Genomic DNA, 19,150 nt, shown 5'->3' with positions numbered 1-19,150 from the left:
GTAGGAGTTTTACTGCCCGTTAATGCGGGGTAAACCATCCTTACTTCTCTATGATTTACAAATACATATACGGTCATATGTAGAGAATTGCTTACATAAAAATTACTATAGTGATTTTTATCTCGCATGAATGAAAGTTTCACATTACTTACGTACTTACGAAAGGATGGGACGGAAATTGGCATACGAAAAATTTGTACTTTGGAATGATGAAGTTATTGATACAACAAAACAACAAACGTACATAGAACTTGAAGAGAGAGGTTCGCAGTTCGGAGATGGTGTCTACGAGGTTATTCGCCTATATAAAGGGAACTTTCACTTATTAGATCCGCACATAACGAGATTATATCGATCCATGGAAGAAGTAGAATTATCGCTCCCTTTCTCAAAAGCTGAGCTCATCACTTTACTTTACAAATTAATTGAACGAAACCATTTCCACGAAGATGGCACAATTTATTTGCAAGTATCTCGTGGTGTACAAGCTCGCACACATGTATTTTCATATGACACCCCTCCGACAATTTATGCCTATATTACAAAAAAAGAAAGACCAGCCTTATGGATTGAATATGGTATACGCGCTATATCAGAACCCGATACTCGATGGCTACGCTGTGACATTAAATCATTAAATTTATTACCAAACGTACTAGCTGCTACGAAAGCTGAACGGAAAGGTTGTAAAGAGGCACTTCTCGTAAGGAATGGTATTGTAACGGAAGGAAGCCATTCCAACTTCTTTTTAATTAAAAATGGAACTCTTTACACACATCCAGCCAATCACCTTATTTTAAATGGCATTATTCGTCAATATGTCCTTTCTTTAGCGAATACTCTTCACATACCTGTACAGGAAGAACTTTTCAGCGTTCGTGACGTTTATCAAGCAGATGAATGCTTTTTCACAGGCACAATGATTGAAATTTTACCAATGACCCACCTTGATGGAACCGCGATTCAAGATGGGCAAGTTGGACCTATCACCAAAAAACTGCAAAAATCTTTTAATAAAATCTTGTTACAATCCAATATGTCATCTTCTTAAACACGAATAATTTCTGTCCTTTTATATTCAATATATGTATTTAAATGGAAATCAAGGTGTAAATTTATACCTTGATTTTTTCTTGTAATCTTTTTGTCATATTCAGATTCCCACATAAGCCTTGACAGTAATCGACATGCTCTTTAGAATTTTTAACAGTTGGTAAATATTTCTTCACTACATTACAGACAGAAAGGAATCGACAAATTATGAAAAAGTATCTTGCCGGTCTTGCGGCAGTGTCTGTAGCAGGAGGAGCAGCACCTACACTTGATAGTGTTCAAGCTGCACCTGAACAAAATACACAAAAAGCTGCTACAACTGTCCAAGCTTCTGCGTCAAACAACTCATCTTATACGGTAAACGCGAGCGTCTTACATGTTCGTGCGGGATCAAGCACTTCTCACGACATCATCTCACGTGTTTATAACGGTCAATCACTAAACGTGATTGGCGAAGAAAATGGTTGGTTCAAAATTAACATTAACGGAAAAACAGGCTTTGTTAGTGGCGAATTTGTATCAAAAAGTGGAGCAGCAAACAACAATGTAAGCACAGGTGGAAACAATAAAGTTACTGCTGATGTATTACGTGTACGTACAGCTCCTAACACTTCTAGTTCTGTTTCTGGACGTGTATATGCAGGACAAACATTAAACGTAATTGGACAAGAAAATGGTTGGGTGAAAATTAACCATAATGGACAAGTAGGTTATGTAAGTGGCGAATTCGTATCTGGCGTTTCTTCTAATGGGGGTTCTTCAAACAATAATACGAATAATAACAACCAAGAAGTAAAACCAGCAAGCGGAAACTATACAGTAAATGTATCTTCCCTTCGCGTTCGTACAGGTCCTAGCACTTCTCACACAACTGTAGGTTCTGTCAAAAAAGGACAAGTAGTACAAGTTGTCGGCGAAGTTCAAGATTGGTTCAAAATCAATTACGCAGGACAAACTGCTTATATAAGCAAAGACTACGTAACAAAAGGCGGTTCTAACGAAAACGTTACAGAAGGCAACAAACAAGAGCATAACAATAATAATGGAACTATTCAAACTGGCGGTTCTTACGTAGTTAACGCTACATCTTTACGTGTTCGTACAGGCCCTGCCGCTTACCATAGTGTAATTGGTGGCGTTTTAAACGGTACAACATTAAACGTAGTTGGATCTGAAAACGGTTGGTTTAAAGTAAATTACCAAGGAAAAACAGGCTTTGTTAGTAGCGAATTTGTAAAATTCGTTAAAGGTGGCACTACTACTCCTGAGCAACCAAAACAACCTGAACAACCTAACCAAGGTGCAATTGGCGACTATTACATTAATGCTTCTGCACTAAATGTACGTAGCGGCGAAGGTACAAATTATAGAATCATAGGCGCACTTCCACAAGGTCAGAAGGTTCAAGTAATTTCTGAAAACTCTGGATGGAGCAAAATTAACTACAACGGTCAAACTGGTTATATCGGAACACGTTACCTATCTAAAACACCAGTTGGAGGCGCAGTAGATAATAAGCCTAACAATAATCAAAATAACAATCAAAACAATAACAACAACAATAATAATAATACAGGCAATAATAGTGGCGACAGTTCTTCCGTACTTGCATATGCAAAATCAATGCAAGGTGTACCATACGTTTGGGGTGGAACTTCTGCTAACGGCGTAGATTGCAGTGGCTACATCTACCACGTATTTAAGAAATTTGGTCATAACATTAGCCGTCAAAGTGTTGCGGGATATTGGAGTAGCCTACCAAAAACTTCAAGTCCACAACCAGGTGACTTAATTTATTTCCAAAACACTTATAAATCTGGCCCTTCTCACATGGGTATTTACCTTGGGGGCGGATCATTTATCCAAGCTGGAGATAAAGGTGTAGCAATCGCTTCATTAAGTAACTCTTATTGGAAGAGCCACTTCTTAGGATACACGAAAGCACCTTAATTAATAGTTTCAAAGCCTTCTAGTTTACTAGAAGGCTTTTTGCTATGAGTTCAACATATTACTCCCTTTCTCCTACCTTCTCTCTATAAAAATAATGTATCTATTTTTTCATTTCATACACTTTATTCTGCAAAAATAATCCATAACGTTATCATAATGTATATATTCCCATAAAAAACATAACCTATTTCATGTCTATTTATTTTATATGTGTTTTTTTGAAGAATTTTCTTTTTATTTAAACTTTTCGTTAGACGTTTGACCTCCGATGTCCATTATGATAAGTTACTTAAGATGTATATTCGCAAAAGTATAGACAACTGGTTTATACACTTTTTTACTATGAGGAAGGAGCATACACTGCATGAATCTTTTATGGGGAATTGGCGGCGTGATTGGAGTATTAGCAATTGCTTTCTTACTATCTTCCAACCGCAAAGCTATTAATTGGCGCACAATTTTAATTGCGCTAGCATTACAAATGTCATTTTCATTTATCGTATTACGATGGGATGCTGGTAAAGCAGGTTTAAAACACGCTGCTGACGGTGTTCAAGGATTAATTAATTTTTCTTACGAGGGAATTAAGTTCGTTGCTGGGGATTTAGTCAACGCAAAAGGACCTTGGGGATTTGTATTCTTTATTCAAGCACTACTTCCAATCGTATTTATTAGTTCATTAGTAGCAATCTTATATCATTTCGGTATTATGCAGAAATTTGTTAGCGTCGTTGGTGGTGCATTAAGTAAACTTCTTGGAACTTCTAAAGCAGAAAGCTTAAACTCAGTAACGACTGTATTTTTAGGACAAACTGAAGCTCCAATCTTAATTAAACCTTACTTAGCACGCTTAACAAATAGTGAATTCTTCACTATTATGGTAAGCGGTATGACAGCTGTTGCTGGATCAGTTCTTGTCGGCTATGCAGCAATGGGTATTCCGTTAGAGCACTTATTAGCAGCTGCAATAATGGCAGCTCCATCAAGCTTATTAATTGCGAAACTGATTATGCCAGAGACAGAAAAAGTAGATAATAACGTTGAACTTTCTACAGAACGTGAAGACGCAAACGTTATCGATGCAGCTGCACGCGGTGCATCTGAAGGTATGCAACTTGTTATTAACGTAGCAGCAATGTTAATGGCTTTCATCGCATTAATCGCTTTATTAAATGGATTATTAGGATGGGTTGGTTCTTGGTTCGATATTAAACTTAGCCTTGATTTAATCTTCGGTTACTTATTATCACCATTTGCAATCTTAATCGGGGTTTCTCCTGGTGAAGCTGTACAAGCAGCAAGCTTTATCGGTCAAAAACTTGCAATCAACGAATTCGTTGCATACGCAAACTTAGGACCACACATGGCAGAGTTCTCTGACAAAACAAATCTAATTTTAACATTTGCAATCTGTGGATTCGCAAACTTCTCTTCTATCGCAATTCAATTAGGTGTAACAGGAACGTTAGCTCCTACTCGCCGTAAACAAATTGCACAATTAGGGATTAAAGCAGTTATCGCTGGTACATTAGCGAACTTCTTAAACGCAGCAGTTGCAGGTATGATGTTCCTATAAACTTATATAGAGTCTTCTCTTTCTCCAAGAGAAGACTTTTTTCATGCAATCCAAACGTATTATATATATCTATCAAGCACCTTATCCCAAATATAAGAACATTATGATACAATAATGTTTAAGTCTTTTTATTTTTCTGATGAAAATAGAAATACTACTTGTTGTTGCCCTTCAAAAGAATGTAACGACATAGTCAATTTCTTAATAATTGCGCATACTACAAGTATCTATGGATGAAATAGCTTTAAGGAGGAAAGTTTTGTGAAAGATAAGTTCTATAAAATCCTCTCTATGTGGATTCTACAAATTGTATTTTATTTTACTACTGTACATGTGACGAATTATGAGCATGCGCTCATTTTTACAATAATATACGTAATCGTAAATGTACTATTCTTATTTTTAGCTGACAAAACAGCATTTATTTTCTTCATACTAGGGACCATTATTTCCGTATTTTATTTATTTTATCAAGCATGGCTTCATTTATGGAGTACATCAGATCAATGGCAATATATGATTATCCACTTCCTGATGGCAGCTAACTTCTTCATTGTATATATAACAACTCACCTATTGAAAAAAGTGATTCATGAAAATAAAACTTTAACTGAGCGTGTGAGAACATTAGAACAATATATTGGAGAATCAAAATTACTAACAAGACAAGAATTCGAGAGACGCCAAGCGTTATTAACGACTGCAATGAATCGTCGTAATGAAACAGGCGTTATCATTTACTTTGATTTCACTTCCTTTAGTAAATATACGAAGGAAAGTGTTATGGACCGTGTAGCTTCCTTATTAGTTGAAACGGTAAGGAATGATTTTGACCTTGCTGCTGAATATGATAATAATACGCTAGTTATTTTATTACAAAACACAAATGAAGCTGGTGCTGACATTGTAATGAACCGCCTAAAACCAAAAATGGAGCAATGGCTTGCTGCTGAAGCAATCCGAGATATAAAAATTTCACGCGAGCACATTGGAAACAAAGGACAGACACTGTTATGATGACTCTCGTTATACTTCTTTTATTTCTTCTGTTTTGCGTACTCGTTTTTTGGATTAGTATCACATTTTCAATTAAATATGTACTTATTTTTACGGCCTTTCTATTCTCTGGCTTACTCGTTTACTACTCTTTCTTAACAATCGCGGGCTTAATTCACCGAAATAGTAAACGAAAAGATCGTACGCTAGAACATTATCCAAGCGTCGATATTTTCATACCTGCCCATAATGAAGGCGTCGTTATTAAAGATACCTTAGAGGCGATGGCGAAGATTGAGTATCCCGGAAAGCTAACTATTTATTTATTAAATGATAACTCTCAAGATGAAACACCTGAAATCGGCGATGATTTCGACAAAGCTTATGCTCATATTCGCCATATTCGTGTTCCACCCGGTGAACCGAAGGGTAAATCACGTGTACTAAACTACGGCCTTAGTATTTCAGATGGTGAATACTTCTGTGTGTACGATGCAGATAACCAACCTGAACCACACGCACTGCGAATGCTTGTAGAGCACGCTGAAACAACTGAAGATGCTGTTGGAGCTGTTGGACATGTTCGTACAGTAAACGAAAAAAGAAACTGGTTGACGCGAATGATTTCGCTAGAATTCCAAATCTTCCAGCTCCTTATGCAATCTGGACGCTGGTTACTATTCCAAACAGGCTCACTGACAGGAACAAATATGCTTCTTCGTCGCTCCGCACTAGAAGAGCTTGGTGGCTATGACCCTTACGCAATTGCAGAAGATGCTGAATTAACATTAAGAATTACACAAAAAGGTTATCTCTTACCAATCGTCCCAGAATCAGTTACTTGGGAACAAGAACCAGAGCATTTAAAAATTCTTATTAAACAACGTACACGTTGGCTCCAAGGGAATTTATACATTTTAGAAAAAATGTTCTCGTCATTAAGTTTCTTTAAAGGAAAACTTCTCGTCCATTCCTTACAACAAGTTCTAGTGTATGTTGTATTTTGGCTATTCCTAATCATTTCAAACGTTTGGTTTGTAATTGGGCTACTCGGGATATTCCAAATTCAATATAGCATTCCGCTACTATTTATGTGGTATGTCGCATATATTACATATGTTTCTCAATTATTTAGTGCCCAGAGTGTCGAACGAACCTTTACACCGACTAATATTTTTATTAGCGTTATTATGTACTTTACGTACGCACAGCTCTTTACGTACTTATTTATTCGTAGCTTAATCTTATACTTACGTGCAAAGAGCAAGAAACAAGTCATTGGCTGGGATAAGACAGTTCGATTCAAAAAAGATAAATAATAACAATAAGCACAGAGCGCCGTATGCTCTGTGCTTATTTATTGCCGTATAAATTATATATCAGACAATACCCCTTAGCTGAAAGTAATTTCACGTCCATCCCCCAACGAACGATCGACCTTCATTTATATACGAAAAAGTGATTGCTATTTTTGTAGAACCAATTGCTTCTCTTGCTGTTCTTTGCGCGTTTCAGTCTTAGGTTCCGTGCTTTCTTGGACACTACGATGTGCCACACGTTTCAAACAAATATGCTTCCACTTTCTTTCGTAACGTTTCATTATTCTAGATGTCCCCCTTGAATGCGCTTTAAAACTATTTGAAATCGCTTACAGGAAATAATATAGCACATATATATAAACGTGACAACACATTTCCGACAATTTTTTGTCAAAAATATGAATAGAATTCGTAAGGTATCGAATATTGTCGAAACCTATCGTTTTTTCTTCGTATAAAAGGCATACTACTTATATGGTAAAGTATTTTATTTCCCCTACCCGCATTTCAAATTCCTTCTATATAAATTGAAACTTTCATTAGCCATCACCAATCGGGCTTTTACAAGCAGCTCGATTTATTTGCTTTTGCTGAATTTTGAGGTGGGGTTCTTACTGCTCAGCAAATAGAGGGATAAAAAAAGAGCTGATATGAAATCAGCTCTTTTCCTTCTATTATTAATGACGCTTCATACGTCCTTCTTTTTGTAACTCTTTAAATAAAGCTGCCATCATAAAGAAAATAACAAAGACGAACGGGAATGCTGCAATGATAGCTGCCGTTTGTAAGGCTTCTAATCCGCCAATATATAATAGCGTAGAAGCTATCGCGGCTAGAACGATACCCCAAATCATTTTAATACGATTTGGTGGGTTTAAACTACCATGTGTCGTTAACATTCCTAAAACAAATGTTGCAGAGTCTGCAGATGTAATAAAGAATGTTGCAATAAGTAAAATACCTAAAACTGATAAAGCTGATCCAAAGCTGCCCATCTGATCGAACATAGCGAATAATCCTACTTCTGTTCCCATCTCTTTAATTTTTTCAAACATATGTGCATCACCAAACAGCTCCATATGAATACCTGTTCCGCCGAAAACTGAGAACCAAAGTGCACCAATTACGGTCGGCACAAGTAACACACCGATAACAAACTCACGAATCGTACGTCCTCGTGAAACACGAGCAATAAACGTACCTACGAACGGTGACCAAGCAATCCACCATGCCCAATAGAAAATTGTCCATGACTGAATCCATTGATTCCCACCTTCGTCTAATGGACTTAAACGGAAACTCATACTTGGCAATTCCTGAATGTAAGAACCAATTGTTGAAGTGAAGTAATTCATAATAAAGTTTGTTGGACCTGCAAATAATACAATGATCATAAGTGCAAACGCAAAAATAATATTCGTATTACTTAAATATTTAATTCCTTTATCAAGACCTGTTTGCGCAGATAACATAAATAATACTGTTACGATTGCAATAATAACTAACTGAGTCGTTAATGAGTTCGGGATAGATGTTAAATAACTAACACCACCTGCAATTTGTTTCGCACCAAGACCTAATGACGTTGCAACACCAAACACAGTTGCGAAAACAGCTAACACATCAAATGAATGAGCAATACGCCCGTGTTCCCCGCCCTTAAATAACGGACCTACTGTCGCACTAATCGTACTTGCTTTTCCTTTTCTAAAAGTAAAGTAAGCAATACATAACGCTACAAACGCATATAGTCCCCAAGGATGTAATCCCCAATGGAAAAATGAAAAACGCAGTGCAAGGCGCGCACTTTCCTCAGTTGCACTATCTCCAAACGGAGGTGCGTATAAATGGTTTAATGGTTCGGCAACGCCCCAGAAAACTAAGCCAATACCCATACCAGCACTAAATAACATAGCAAACCATGTCATATAACTATAATCAGGTTCATCATCATCTTTACCTAAACGAATAGAACCGTATTTCGAAACAATTAAAAAGATAGACACACCTAAAATAATAGACACGGAAATAATATAAAACCACCCGAACTTACTAACTAATGCAGTTTGAATTGCGGTTGTTACATTTCCTAAGCTACCTTTTCCAATAATAGATTCGGGAATAATCCCCCAAATTGTAAATGCAATACATAATGTTAATGAAACGATGAATGTTTTTGTCAGTTTCCTCATCAAATCCCCCTTCGTAGGTTTCGCTTTTGTAAATAACATAAATTCCGATATGTAAAATCGGATAGAAAACTATAATTTTGCGGTGATTTTCTTACTTTCACCTTCACCAATTCGAATTCTTATGGACAGCCTTACCTTTCGTATAACCTTTTCACTCTGCAAGAGCTACAAGTTAGAAATACTGCTGTCAAATTGTGTGAGAAAAACGCGGATAGGAATGTATTTTCCTAAAAAAGGATGTGTTACATATGTAAAAAAGGGCAAAGTTCTTCCCTGCAACCCTTTCGTTTTGTAACAATTATGCGGTTTTTTTGCTAGTATATAGCACGTGTTTATAGCTTCACAAACAAAATGTTTATGTTTATATAACTATATTACCCATAAAACGGTAAAATACTCAAGGAATGTAATCGTTTAGTAAACATCATGTAATATTCCTGTAACATTTTTATTTACGTCGAAAAAAACATGTTGTATTAAATATTTTGAATATAACTAGAAACCTATGAATCATATAGAATGAAAAACGCTTTCCTATATTTTTTGTTATATTACAGGATGTTAACGACTTATTACGAATGGTTTGTAATTGTGTGTTTTCCCCAAATCCGAAAAAATCTGTTGCTATAATGAGGACACGAAAACAAACGCAATGGAGGCTATCATGAAAAAATTAATTGGTATAGCAACAGCAGCAGTTTTTGGTCTTGGGATTTTCACATCATCTGCTAATGCAGAAGCTGTTGTAACAACAGACGTACTAAACGTACGCGAAAACCCTACTACTGAATCAAAAGTTGTCGGTAAATTACTAAACGGTAATAAAATAGATGTTCAAAATACAGAGAACGGATGGTCAAAAATTACTTTAGACGGTAAAGACGCATTCGTAAGTGCAGAGTTCACAAAAAGCATCTACTACGTAACAGCTAACGTATTAAACGTACGTGCTGAAACGAACACAAACTCAGAGGTTCTTGGAAAGTTGAAGAAAGACGATGTAATCGAAACAACGAACCAAGTACAAAATGAGTGGTTACAATTTGAATATAACGGGAAAACAGCTTATGTTCATGTTCCTTTCTTAACAGGTACAGCACCTGTAATTGAGAAACAAGAAACAACTGCTCCTGCTAAAGCTGAAGCACCAGCTAAGGCTCAAGCAAAACCAGCTGCTAAGCCTGCTGTGAAAGCTGCTGAAACTAGCGAACCATCTGGTGGTCGTGAGTTAACAGTTGTAGCTACAGCATATACAGCTCACCCGAGCGAAAACGGTGGCACATATGGCGGCCGTGTATTAACTGCAATGGGTCATGATTTAACTGCGAATCCAAACATGAAAATGATCGCTGTTGACCCGAAAGTAATCCCATTAGGATCTAAAGTATGGGTAGAAGGTTACGGAGAAGCTATCGCTGGAGATACTGGTGGTGCAATTAAAGGTAACCGTATTGATATCTTACTTGGATCAGATAGCGCTGCTCAAAAATGGGGACGCAAAACTGTTAAAGTGAAAATTTTAAAATAACCAATGACTGCTAAATTACAAGCCGGTTCTCTTTATTGAGAGCTGGCTTTTATTTATTTATAATACATATAAGGAGGCTACGCCCATGAATGTACAAGCAAAAGTAGACTGGATTGGTACGCCAAAACCGTACATATATAAAGATGAAGTGACATATAACGCTACTTCTATTGATTTTTCACTCGCTGGCGATGATAACCGCTATAAGTTAATTGTGCTCAAGTCTGAAAACAATACACATTACAAAATTGTGCAATATGGAATAAAACCAGGCTCTCAAAAGCCATTTCCTATCGACATTCCATTTGAACAAAACATGTTACCAATTATAGAGCAAATATTACATGATCCGTATGTACAAGCGATACTAAAGGAAACACACTCATAATTGTAAAAAAATATATCAACGATTTTTCGATTATATCTATCATAACTTACGATATATCAACGGTTCGACACGAAATATCGATTTAGCTACAAAAAAGAAGCTGTTCAAATATTGAACAGCTTCTCTCATATTAACGAGTTGGACCAGATACATCTTCTGATTTCAACGTATTATTTGCACCAAGAGAATGATACAACATCTTTCCATTTCCATTCACAGTTATAATATGTTCGTTATTAAAACTTTTGAACTTCACAGATCCATCACCGTAACGAATATGATACTCTTCATATGTCGTTACTTTATATTTCGTAGCACTTTGACGCTCTACATTACGAACTTCCATCGTTAATAAGTCTTCTGTAATTCCTTTTTTGTGTAAATACTGTATATAATCACGGTCTTCCTTATACGATTTCCCGCTCTTATCATAATTATTTTCAATTAAACTAAAATCATTTAATGAAATTGCACGTACGTTATCATAAATATGATTTCTTACAAATTCGCCCACTGCTGAACTTGATGCTTCTTTCGGGAATTTTAAGTAATATGTGCTTTGGTCTCCCACTTTAACGCTTTCTGATTTAATTAAACCAAACTCAGCATTTTTCTCTAAATGCACTTCTACTGTTTCATCTGTTGGTACAGGGCCAAGCTTATAACTTCCATAATTTAATTTTCCACGTTTTTTCCCATTCACAAATACAGTTGCATCACTTTCATCAGAAGAAATGCTTACATACTTGCCTTCAAGCGATAAATCCACTTTCACCTTCTCGCTCTGTTCATCCGCTAAATCTACTTCTTTCTCTGTTTCTAATTCAGTAAGTTCTGTCTTCGCCGTTGCCTTTACAACATATGTACCTGGGAAGTATGGCCCCAACTCTTTCGAAGTTTTATCACTAGAAAGCTCTGCTTCTTTTTTGTCATTCACATATATTTCTGCATTTTTTGCAGTTGTACTAACGCTCATATAATAAGATTTCATGCTGAACTTATACTTTGGATATAATAACCACTCTTTTCCCTCTTCTACTATTTCCCCGTCCTTAAATGAAGATTTATCTTTTGTTAACTTTTGATCTACTGTCTCTTTCTGTAAATAAGACAGTAATTGTTTGTTGTAAGAAGGATTCTCTTTTAAATAACGTATGTACGCTTTAAGATCCTCTGTCTTAATCTTTAAGCTTGAATCATTTGCTTTTACAAACTCATCAATTGCATTAATATCTTTCTTTTGGAATGCTTCAATCATTACATTTACTTGCTTTTCTTTTGAAAACTTATATGCTCCAAATTTATATGCCCCAAATAATAATGCAGCAATAATGGCAAAACCAATGATTAAAAATAAATTTTTCTTACTTTTCACTGGTTTTGTCTCGCTTTGTAATTCTGTATATGAAGCAGCAGTGTTATCAACGATTACTTCTACTTTACTCCCACACTCAGGACAAAAGTTCAAATGGTCTGCAACATTCTTTTTACATGTTCCACAAAACTTCAACGTGCTCTCCTCCTATTTTTTAGCTAATTTCATTCCAGCAAATGCCGCTACATATGTCACAATAAAACTAAACAAAATTAAATATGTAAATGAATTTTGCATAGATAGTACTGTTCCGCTTGTTCCAAATAAACTTGTTACAGTTCCTGAAACATTAATTTGGAACTTAGAAATCATATTCATTACAATCATCATAATTGTGTAAGAACCACTGCATACCGCTAATGTAATATATATATTGGCAGTCGGTAATTTAGCTAACTTTCTTCCCGCTCTAAACATAAAGAACAATGGAATAATAAGCAGTAATAAACCGTAATGGAATACGTTATTCACTTTATCAAATTCTGCAAGGCTTTCCTCATTTGCTCCTTTTGAAATTAATATCTCTCTAAGCTCTACGCCATTTACAGAGACGCCTGATATAAATGAAAACGATAGTGTGCTCTCATATACATTTGATTTCTTACCAATTCTAGTAAATTCCTTACTAAGTGCTGGACTTGATACTTCTAACGGCGCAAAATGAGCCATACTCCATAATTGAGGTGTTAACTCTAATGCTAATAATGTACTTTCAGATTTTAAAGTTGTTATTTCTTTTAATGGTTCAATACCGTCTTCCTTACTTACTAACGCCATAATACAAACTGCTACCGCTGTTACTAAAAGTCCTTTTATCATAGCTGAAACACCGTAATAAACAGACGCTCCATATGGCATTAACTCTTGAAATGCTACTGCCATATTGTTTTTGCTTGTATGAGCAATAAATCCTAATAAGGTAAATAATGTCCCACATACAAAACCACTCAATAAACTCTTCATCGCTGAATAGCCAACCGTAATCTTACCTGCTTCTGAGAATGGGATTGCAAAAGATTGTGATGCTATAAAACTTATAATGAATAAAAAGACTCCATAAATAATACCAACTGTTCCTGCCATAAAGATTTGATCTTTAATCGTTTTCGCAACATGCTGTTTCCCTAACCAAATTCCTGTACCAGCGAAAATAATAAATGGAATGATTAATAATAATGTAAATGGAGTATGCCAAGATAAAGAAAATATCAATCCACTATCATCGTTAGCTGTAAAACCAAGTAAATGGTAACTTAACATCGTAGAAGTTGCACTCGAATAAAAACTTGGCAACATTTCTAATTCTTTCGCAAATTTGCTAAACATCTCACTTAACATAGAGGCAAATAATAAACTACCAATCCAACCAGCAATTAACATGAGAATACTTGCAACAGCCCCACCAATAAAACCTTTTTGTAAAACGGCTTTATCTGCTTTAAATTCAACTTTAGGAGCACCATCCATTGTAGGCAATTTTACAGATTGTTCTTTTTTCTTCACAACAGATAAAGAATACCCACACTTTTGACAATATAAATTTTTTTGAGCATTTTCACTGCCACAACCTCTGCAGTATTTTGCAGTATCTTTTTCTAATGTTACTGCATCTATAGCTCCTGCAATCTCCATACTACCTTCATTTGGGCAATAATTTACTTCTTCACCATGTTGTTTTCCACATGTGCGACAATACATTTAATTCACTCCCCACTTTGCTTAATTCCACAAACTGGACAGTAAGTAGAGTTTTTATCGATATGCTCATTACATGAAATACAATTTACCATTTCACCTTCATTTTCTACTGCTAACATCGGGTTAGGCTTTCCACACGAACCACAAAACTTATCATTTATTGATAAAGGTCCACCACATTCACATGTAGCTTTTTCACCTTGTTGTTTTTGCAATTCAACAATGCGCTTTCTTGCTTGATAAATAGCTACATCAAATTCTTGAACTGGAGCAATCATTTCTTTTAAGCTCGCTTCATTTACTCCACTTCCTCTTAATTGAACATACACTTGCTGTCCAACCTCTAATAGAACCTCTGCTTTTTTCTGCATTTGCACTTGCATTCCCTTTTTCAATTGAGCAATTTCTTGTGCAACTTGCAACTTCATTTTCCCTTGTTCTATTCCTTCTTGTAACTTATTCATTCCACTACCTAACTTCGTCTGTAAATCTGACAAATCATTTCTCCTCCTATACATATATATTCATATATGAAATTAACATTTTATATATTACCATGATTTTCAAGTTATGTAATCCAAATTTCATTTTTTCTGTTTTGAGCATTTTTTGTTTATAATGGTAAAGGAAAGAAATATGTGTACGGAGGAATATTATGCTGCAACACTCAATTACGAAAGATGAAATTATGATGATTGCGAATGAGTTCGTTCAAGGACTAGATCCACAGCAAACAGCTGATCAGGAACATGTCGCTACAGCTCGGCACCTATATCGTAGTGGTGTTGTCTACAACGTTGACTTTGATGGTTATACACTATCAGGAACTGTAGATGCGGAAGGCAACGTATATAGCGTTCATATTCCGATTCGTAATGTCGCTGAAAGTTATTGTGATTGCTTCGCACCAACACAATGTGAGCATATGCTCGCTGTATTACTATCTGCAGCGTCTAGTTTCGGGCAAGTAGGAGATGTATTAACTTTATTTAAAAATAATACGAAACCTTCCCTTCCTCCTATTCGAACTGCAAGACAAGTATTGCAATCATCAGCTTTTGAAGAAACGGATTATAAAAGTTGGGAATCGTATTTTGAAAAAGAATATGAATCATTTAAAAAAGAACAAGCTCGCCTTACTTATAAACAAATGTATTTTCTTATGAGTATCTTTACAGATTTCTATACGAAACTTGAGCGGAAAGCTCCGCGCGTCATCGCCATACATGAATTATTCAGATTACATGCAGCACTTTACTGCTTTCAAAAATTATTAGAAGAAATCCAGGCATTCGAAGCAAACAAAACGTATTCTTATCACCAACCTGTTAATGTCGTTCGCCTATTTGTAGACAAAGTGGAATCCATCGTTCGGGACTTACAATCAGAAGCGATTCCTTCAGAGTCTGAAATAATTTTGCAAGAAACAGCTCGTCTTGTTCATGAAGTATTCTTCTCTACCGACGCTTATACACAAGAGCGATTTTTCATTTATCGCCACATATGGAGTGAACTTTTAAACAATAAAGAGAAAATACAAGAGGAAGAAAAACGAATCGATACGAAAATCAATCCACTATCTAAAGCATTAGCGTCTTCTCACCTTCTCTTTTTAAATGAAGAAGATCTACTAGCGATGGACTTACTAAAAAAACAGCCTGCTTCTGTTGTGAGTCTATACTTCTATTGGTTAGAAGAACTATTAAGTGGCATGCAGTGGGAACGTGCAAAAAACTGGCTTTCCTTTACGTATAAACAAGTAAAGAAAACGATCCAAGATCACGAAAATACGATTTTCATAAAAGATATCGTTCGGCTATTTGTAATCATGTATGAAACATACGCAACACATACAAATGAACAAGCTGGCTTTGAAATGATTTTACAAGAACTATTACCGTATAGTTTCACAAACTATGAACAGTACGTACTCGCGAAAAAACAGTATCACACATGGGCAGAGCTTCATCTCTTATATGGGTTTGAAGCAATTGAACTGTTAAAAGAACCACTGAAAGACATTGAGAAAGAAGCGCCAGAAGCAGCACTTCCTCTTTATCATCTTGCTGCTGTAGAGGCAATTGAAGAACGAAATCGTAAATCATATAGACGCGCAGTTCGTTACTTAAAGAAATTACGTACATTATATAAACGATTAAAACGCACCGATGAATGGGATGCTTTCATTATTCACATCGCCAATCTCCATTCACGTCTGCGTGCACTACAAGAGGAATTACGGAAAGGAAAATTAATCGATGATCAATCAAACTGAAGTAACAATTAGGCTCCAGCATGTTAGTCAAGGTTGGTTCCTTTGGGGAGAAGATGACAGTGGTACTCCATTATCCGTAACAAGTTGGAAACGAAATGCATTCACATGGCACTCCACTTCTTTCTACGGTACGTTTCTAAAAGAAGCAACCTTCGAAGGAAAACAAGGTGTGCTACTAACAAATGCACAAGCCTTTGAATACATTGCAAACAAACCGATGAATTCCTTTGCACATATTCAACTGAACGGCCCTATTACAGCACTTACAAAAGATGCAAATGAATTATGGGATGCCTTTACGAGTGGTAGCTTCGTACCAGATATGGAGCACTGGCCCAAACAACCATCTTGGAAAGTTCAAAATACGCCAATTGAAGATGACACATTAGCATCTCTTTTCTCAGCAGCAGTTAATGAAAGCATATTACAAGATAATCGTTCAAATGACGGCTGGGAAGATGCTAAAAGACTATATGAACATTACGACTTTACGAAAAGACAATTGGAAACAGCACTACATGAAGAAGATTGGCTTCGAAAAATTGGTTATATTGAAGATGATCTTCCGTTTACAATCGGACTAAGACTGCAAGAACCACAAGAAGAATTTGAAATGTGGAAGCTTGAAACAATCGTGACACCAAAGCGCGGGGCGCATCGCATATATATATATGAAAACATCGATTCCTTACCGAAAAGATGGCACGATTACGAAGAACGGATTACAGAAACACAAGAAGGTTTTAGTAAGCTCATACCGTGGTTAAAAGAAGGAGATACGTTCCGAAATGAGCTCTTTGAAACCGAAGCGTGGAACTTCTTAACAGAAGCAAGCAATGAATTACTTGCAGCCGGCATTACAATTTTACTACCATCATGGTGGCAAAATTTAAAAGCAACAAAACCGAAATTACGTGTCCAGCTGAAGCAAAATACAGTACAAACACAATCGTTCTTCGGTATGAATACGCTCGTTAATTTTGACTGGCGAATTTCGACGAACGGCATTGATTTATCAGAAAGCGAATTTTTTGAACTCGTTGAACAAAACAAACGTCTATTTAATATAAACGGTCAATGGATGCGACTAGATCCAGCCTTTATCGAAGAAGTAAGGAAACTCATGAACCGTGCCGATAAATACGGATTAGAGATGAAAGATGTTTTGCAACAACATTTATCAAATACGGCTGAAACAGAAATTGTAGAAGATGATAGTCCGTTTACTGATATTGAAATCGAACTAGATGGATATTATGAGGAACTATTCCAAAAGCTGCTTCATATTGGAGATATTCCAAAAGTAGATGTCCCTACTTCACTAAACGCAACACTTCGTCCGTATCAACAACACGGCATTGAATGGTTATTATATTTACGAAAGCTTGGATTTGGAGCATTGCTAGCTGACGATATGGGACTCGGGAAAAGTATTCAAACAATCTCTTACTTACTATATATAAAAGAAAACAATCTCAAAACAGGCCCTGCATTAATCGTAGCGCCGACATCTGTTCTTGGAAATTGGCAAAAAGAATTTGAGCGTTTCGCACCGAATTTACGTGTTCAATTACATTACGGAAGTAATAGAGATAAAGGCAATTCATTTGAATATTTCCTTCAATCGGCAGATGTTGTATTAACATCTTATGCATTGGCTCAGCTCGATGAGGAAGAATTGACTTCATTATGCTGGGATGCTGTTATTTTGGATGAAGCACAAAATATTAAGAACCCACATACGAAACAGTCGAAAGCAGTACGAAACTTGCAAGCAAATCACAAAATCGCTTTAACTGGTACGCCGATGGAAAATCGCCTCGCTGAACTTTGGTCCATTTTCGACTTTATTAATCATGGATATCTCGGAAGCTTAGGGCAATTCCAACGCCGCTTCGTCACACCGATTGAAAAAGATCGTGATGAAGGAAAAATTCAGCAAGTTCAACGGTTTATCTCACCATTTTTACTGCGCCGAACGAAGAAAGATCAAACGGTCGCATTAAATTTACCAGATAAACAAGAACAAAAAGCTTACTGTCCTCTTACTGGTGAACAAGCTTCCTTATATGAACAACTTGTTCAAGATACACTGCAAAATGTCGAAGGATTAAGTGGAATTGAAAGACGCGGCTTTATATTACTTATGCTGAACAAGCTAAAACAAATTTGTAATCATCCAGCTCTTTATTTAAAAGAAGAAGAGCCACAAAATGTCGTTGAACGCTCTATGAAAACAAAAACGTTAATGGAGCTCATCCAAAATATAAAAGATCAAAATGAAAGTTGCCTCATCTTCACTCAATACATCGGCATGGGGAACATGCTAAAGCGTGTGCTAGAAGAAAAATTCGGCCAGCGTGTCCTCTTCTTAAACGGTAGTGTACCGAAAAAAGATCGCGACAAGATGATTGAGGAGTTCCAAAACGGAACGTATGACATTTTTATCTTATCCTTAAAAGCTGGCGGAACAGGATTAAACTTAACCGCTGCCAACCATGTCATTCACTACGATCGTTGGTGGAACCCAGCTGTGGAAAATCAAGCAACAGACCGCGCATATCGCATTGGTCAAAAAAGATTTGTTCATGTTCACAAACTCATTACAACAGGAACATTAGAAGAAAAAATTGATGAAATGCTAGAAAGAAAACAATCTCTAAACAATGCGGTCATCACAAGCGATAGCTGGATGACTGAACTATCAACAGACGAACTAAAAGAATTACTTGGTGTATAAAGTGAAACTTGAATTAGGCCAGTTACGTAGAGTTTTACTACCCGCAAAAAAAGCGCTAAT

Annotated in this window: 13 protein-coding genes; 9 read left to right on the top strand and 4 right to left on the bottom strand. The window is 36.3% G+C overall.

Annotation, left to right across the window (positions count from 1 at the left end; translation table 11 throughout):
* Window positions 1-166: 166 nt before the first annotated feature.
* The 5 genes from ACUN13_RS19470 to ACUN13_RS19450 all read left to right on the top strand — a co-directional run bounded on the left by ACUN13_RS19470 (window position 167) and on the right by ACUN13_RS19450 (window position 6,894).
* Window positions 167-1,051 (top strand): D-amino-acid transaminase, encoded by an 885-nt coding sequence (locus tag ACUN13_RS19470; RefSeq protein WP_089607808.1) that lies wholly within the window; start codon window positions 167-169, stop codon window positions 1,049-1,051.
* 209 nt (window positions 1,052-1,260) lie between these two features.
* Window positions 1,261-3,003 carry a C40 family peptidase gene (locus tag ACUN13_RS19465; RefSeq protein ID WP_342761569.1) on the top strand — a complete coding sequence of 581 codons (1,743 nt, stop codon included), beginning with the start codon at window positions 1,261-1,263 and terminating at the stop codon, window positions 3,001-3,003.
* Between the two features lie 364 nt (window positions 3,004-3,367).
* Window positions 3,368-4,579: a NupC/NupG family nucleoside CNT transporter gene (locus tag ACUN13_RS19460; protein WP_001051020.1), complete on the top strand. Its 1,212-nt coding sequence runs from the start codon at window positions 3,368-3,370 to the stop codon at window positions 4,577-4,579.
* A 261-nt stretch (window positions 4,580-4,840) separates the two neighbouring features.
* Window positions 4,841-5,596: a diguanylate cyclase domain-containing protein gene (locus ACUN13_RS19455; protein ID WP_342761570.1), complete on the top strand. Its 756-nt coding sequence runs from the start codon at window positions 4,841-4,843 to the stop codon at window positions 5,594-5,596.
* A complete protein-coding gene (locus ACUN13_RS19450; protein WP_000988751.1) occupies window positions 5,593-6,894 on the top strand; it encodes a glycosyltransferase family 2 protein in 1,302 nt (433 codons plus the stop codon). The genes ACUN13_RS19455 and ACUN13_RS19450 overlap by 4 nt, the downstream gene beginning before the upstream one ends.
* Before the next feature lie 677 nt (window positions 6,895-7,571).
* On the opposite strand, the gene opuD is transcribed toward ACUN13_RS19450, so the two are convergent.
* Window positions 7,572-9,086 carry a glycine betaine transporter OpuD gene (opuD, locus tag ACUN13_RS19445; RefSeq protein ID WP_089607734.1) on the bottom strand — a complete coding sequence of 505 codons (1,515 nt, stop codon included), beginning with the start codon at window positions 9,084-9,086 and terminating at the stop codon, window positions 7,572-7,574.
* A 664-nt stretch (window positions 9,087-9,750) separates the two neighbouring features.
* Between opuD and ACUN13_RS19440 the strand changes: the two genes are divergently transcribed.
* Together ACUN13_RS19440 and ACUN13_RS19435 are read left to right on the top strand one after the other, a co-directional pair.
* A complete protein-coding gene (locus tag ACUN13_RS19440; RefSeq protein ID WP_445423928.1) occupies window positions 9,751-10,614 on the top strand; it encodes a cell wall-binding protein EntA in 864 nt (287 codons plus the stop codon).
* A gap of 85 nt (window positions 10,615-10,699) precedes the next feature.
* Window positions 10,700-11,002 (top strand): DUF3910 family protein, encoded by a 303-nt coding sequence (locus tag ACUN13_RS19435; protein WP_001102539.1) that lies wholly within the window; start codon window positions 10,700-10,702, stop codon window positions 11,000-11,002.
* 130 nt (window positions 11,003-11,132) lie between these two features.
* Here the strand turns inward: ACUN13_RS19435 and ACUN13_RS19430 are convergent, their stop codons facing one another.
* Genes ACUN13_RS19430 through ACUN13_RS19420 form a run of 3 tightly spaced genes read right to left on the bottom strand, consistent with a single transcriptional unit; the run spans window position 11,133 to window position 14,572 of the window.
* On the bottom strand, window positions 11,133-12,512 hold the full coding sequence (locus tag ACUN13_RS19430; protein ID WP_445423927.1) for a zinc ribbon domain-containing protein: 1,380 nt from the start codon (window positions 12,510-12,512) through the stop codon (window positions 11,133-11,135).
* Window positions 12,513-12,524: 12 nt separating this feature from the next.
* Entirely contained in the window at window positions 12,525-14,075 is a 1,551-nt protein-coding gene (locus tag ACUN13_RS19425) for a zinc ribbon domain-containing protein (protein WP_089607738.1), read from the bottom strand.
* A 5-nt stretch (window positions 14,076-14,080) separates the two neighbouring features.
* The gene (locus tag ACUN13_RS19420; protein ID WP_061113492.1) at window positions 14,081-14,572 is read right to left on the bottom strand and encodes a zinc ribbon domain-containing protein; all 492 of its coding nucleotides are present in this window, start codon (window positions 14,570-14,572) and stop codon (window positions 14,081-14,083) included.
* Between the two features lie 158 nt (window positions 14,573-14,730).
* On the opposite strand from ACUN13_RS19420, the gene ACUN13_RS19415 reads away from it, so the two are divergent.
* Together ACUN13_RS19415 and ACUN13_RS19410 are read left to right on the top strand one after the other, a co-directional pair.
* Window positions 14,731-16,350, top strand: a complete 1,620-nt coding sequence (locus tag ACUN13_RS19415) for an SWIM zinc finger family protein (protein WP_445423926.1) — start codon at window positions 14,731-14,733, stop codon at window positions 16,348-16,350.
* On the top strand, window positions 16,334-19,090 hold the full coding sequence (locus ACUN13_RS19410) for a DEAD/DEAH box helicase (protein WP_445423925.1): 2,757 nt from the start codon (window positions 16,334-16,336) through the stop codon (window positions 19,088-19,090). The genes ACUN13_RS19415 and ACUN13_RS19410 overlap by 17 nt, the downstream gene beginning before the upstream one ends.
* Window positions 19,091-19,150: the final 60 nt, after the last annotated feature.

The organism is Bacillus cereus group sp. Bce041 (assembly GCF_052646455.1).
Note: the sequence above shows the minus strand (reverse complement) of the source record. Positions and strands in the feature narration are given on the sequence as shown.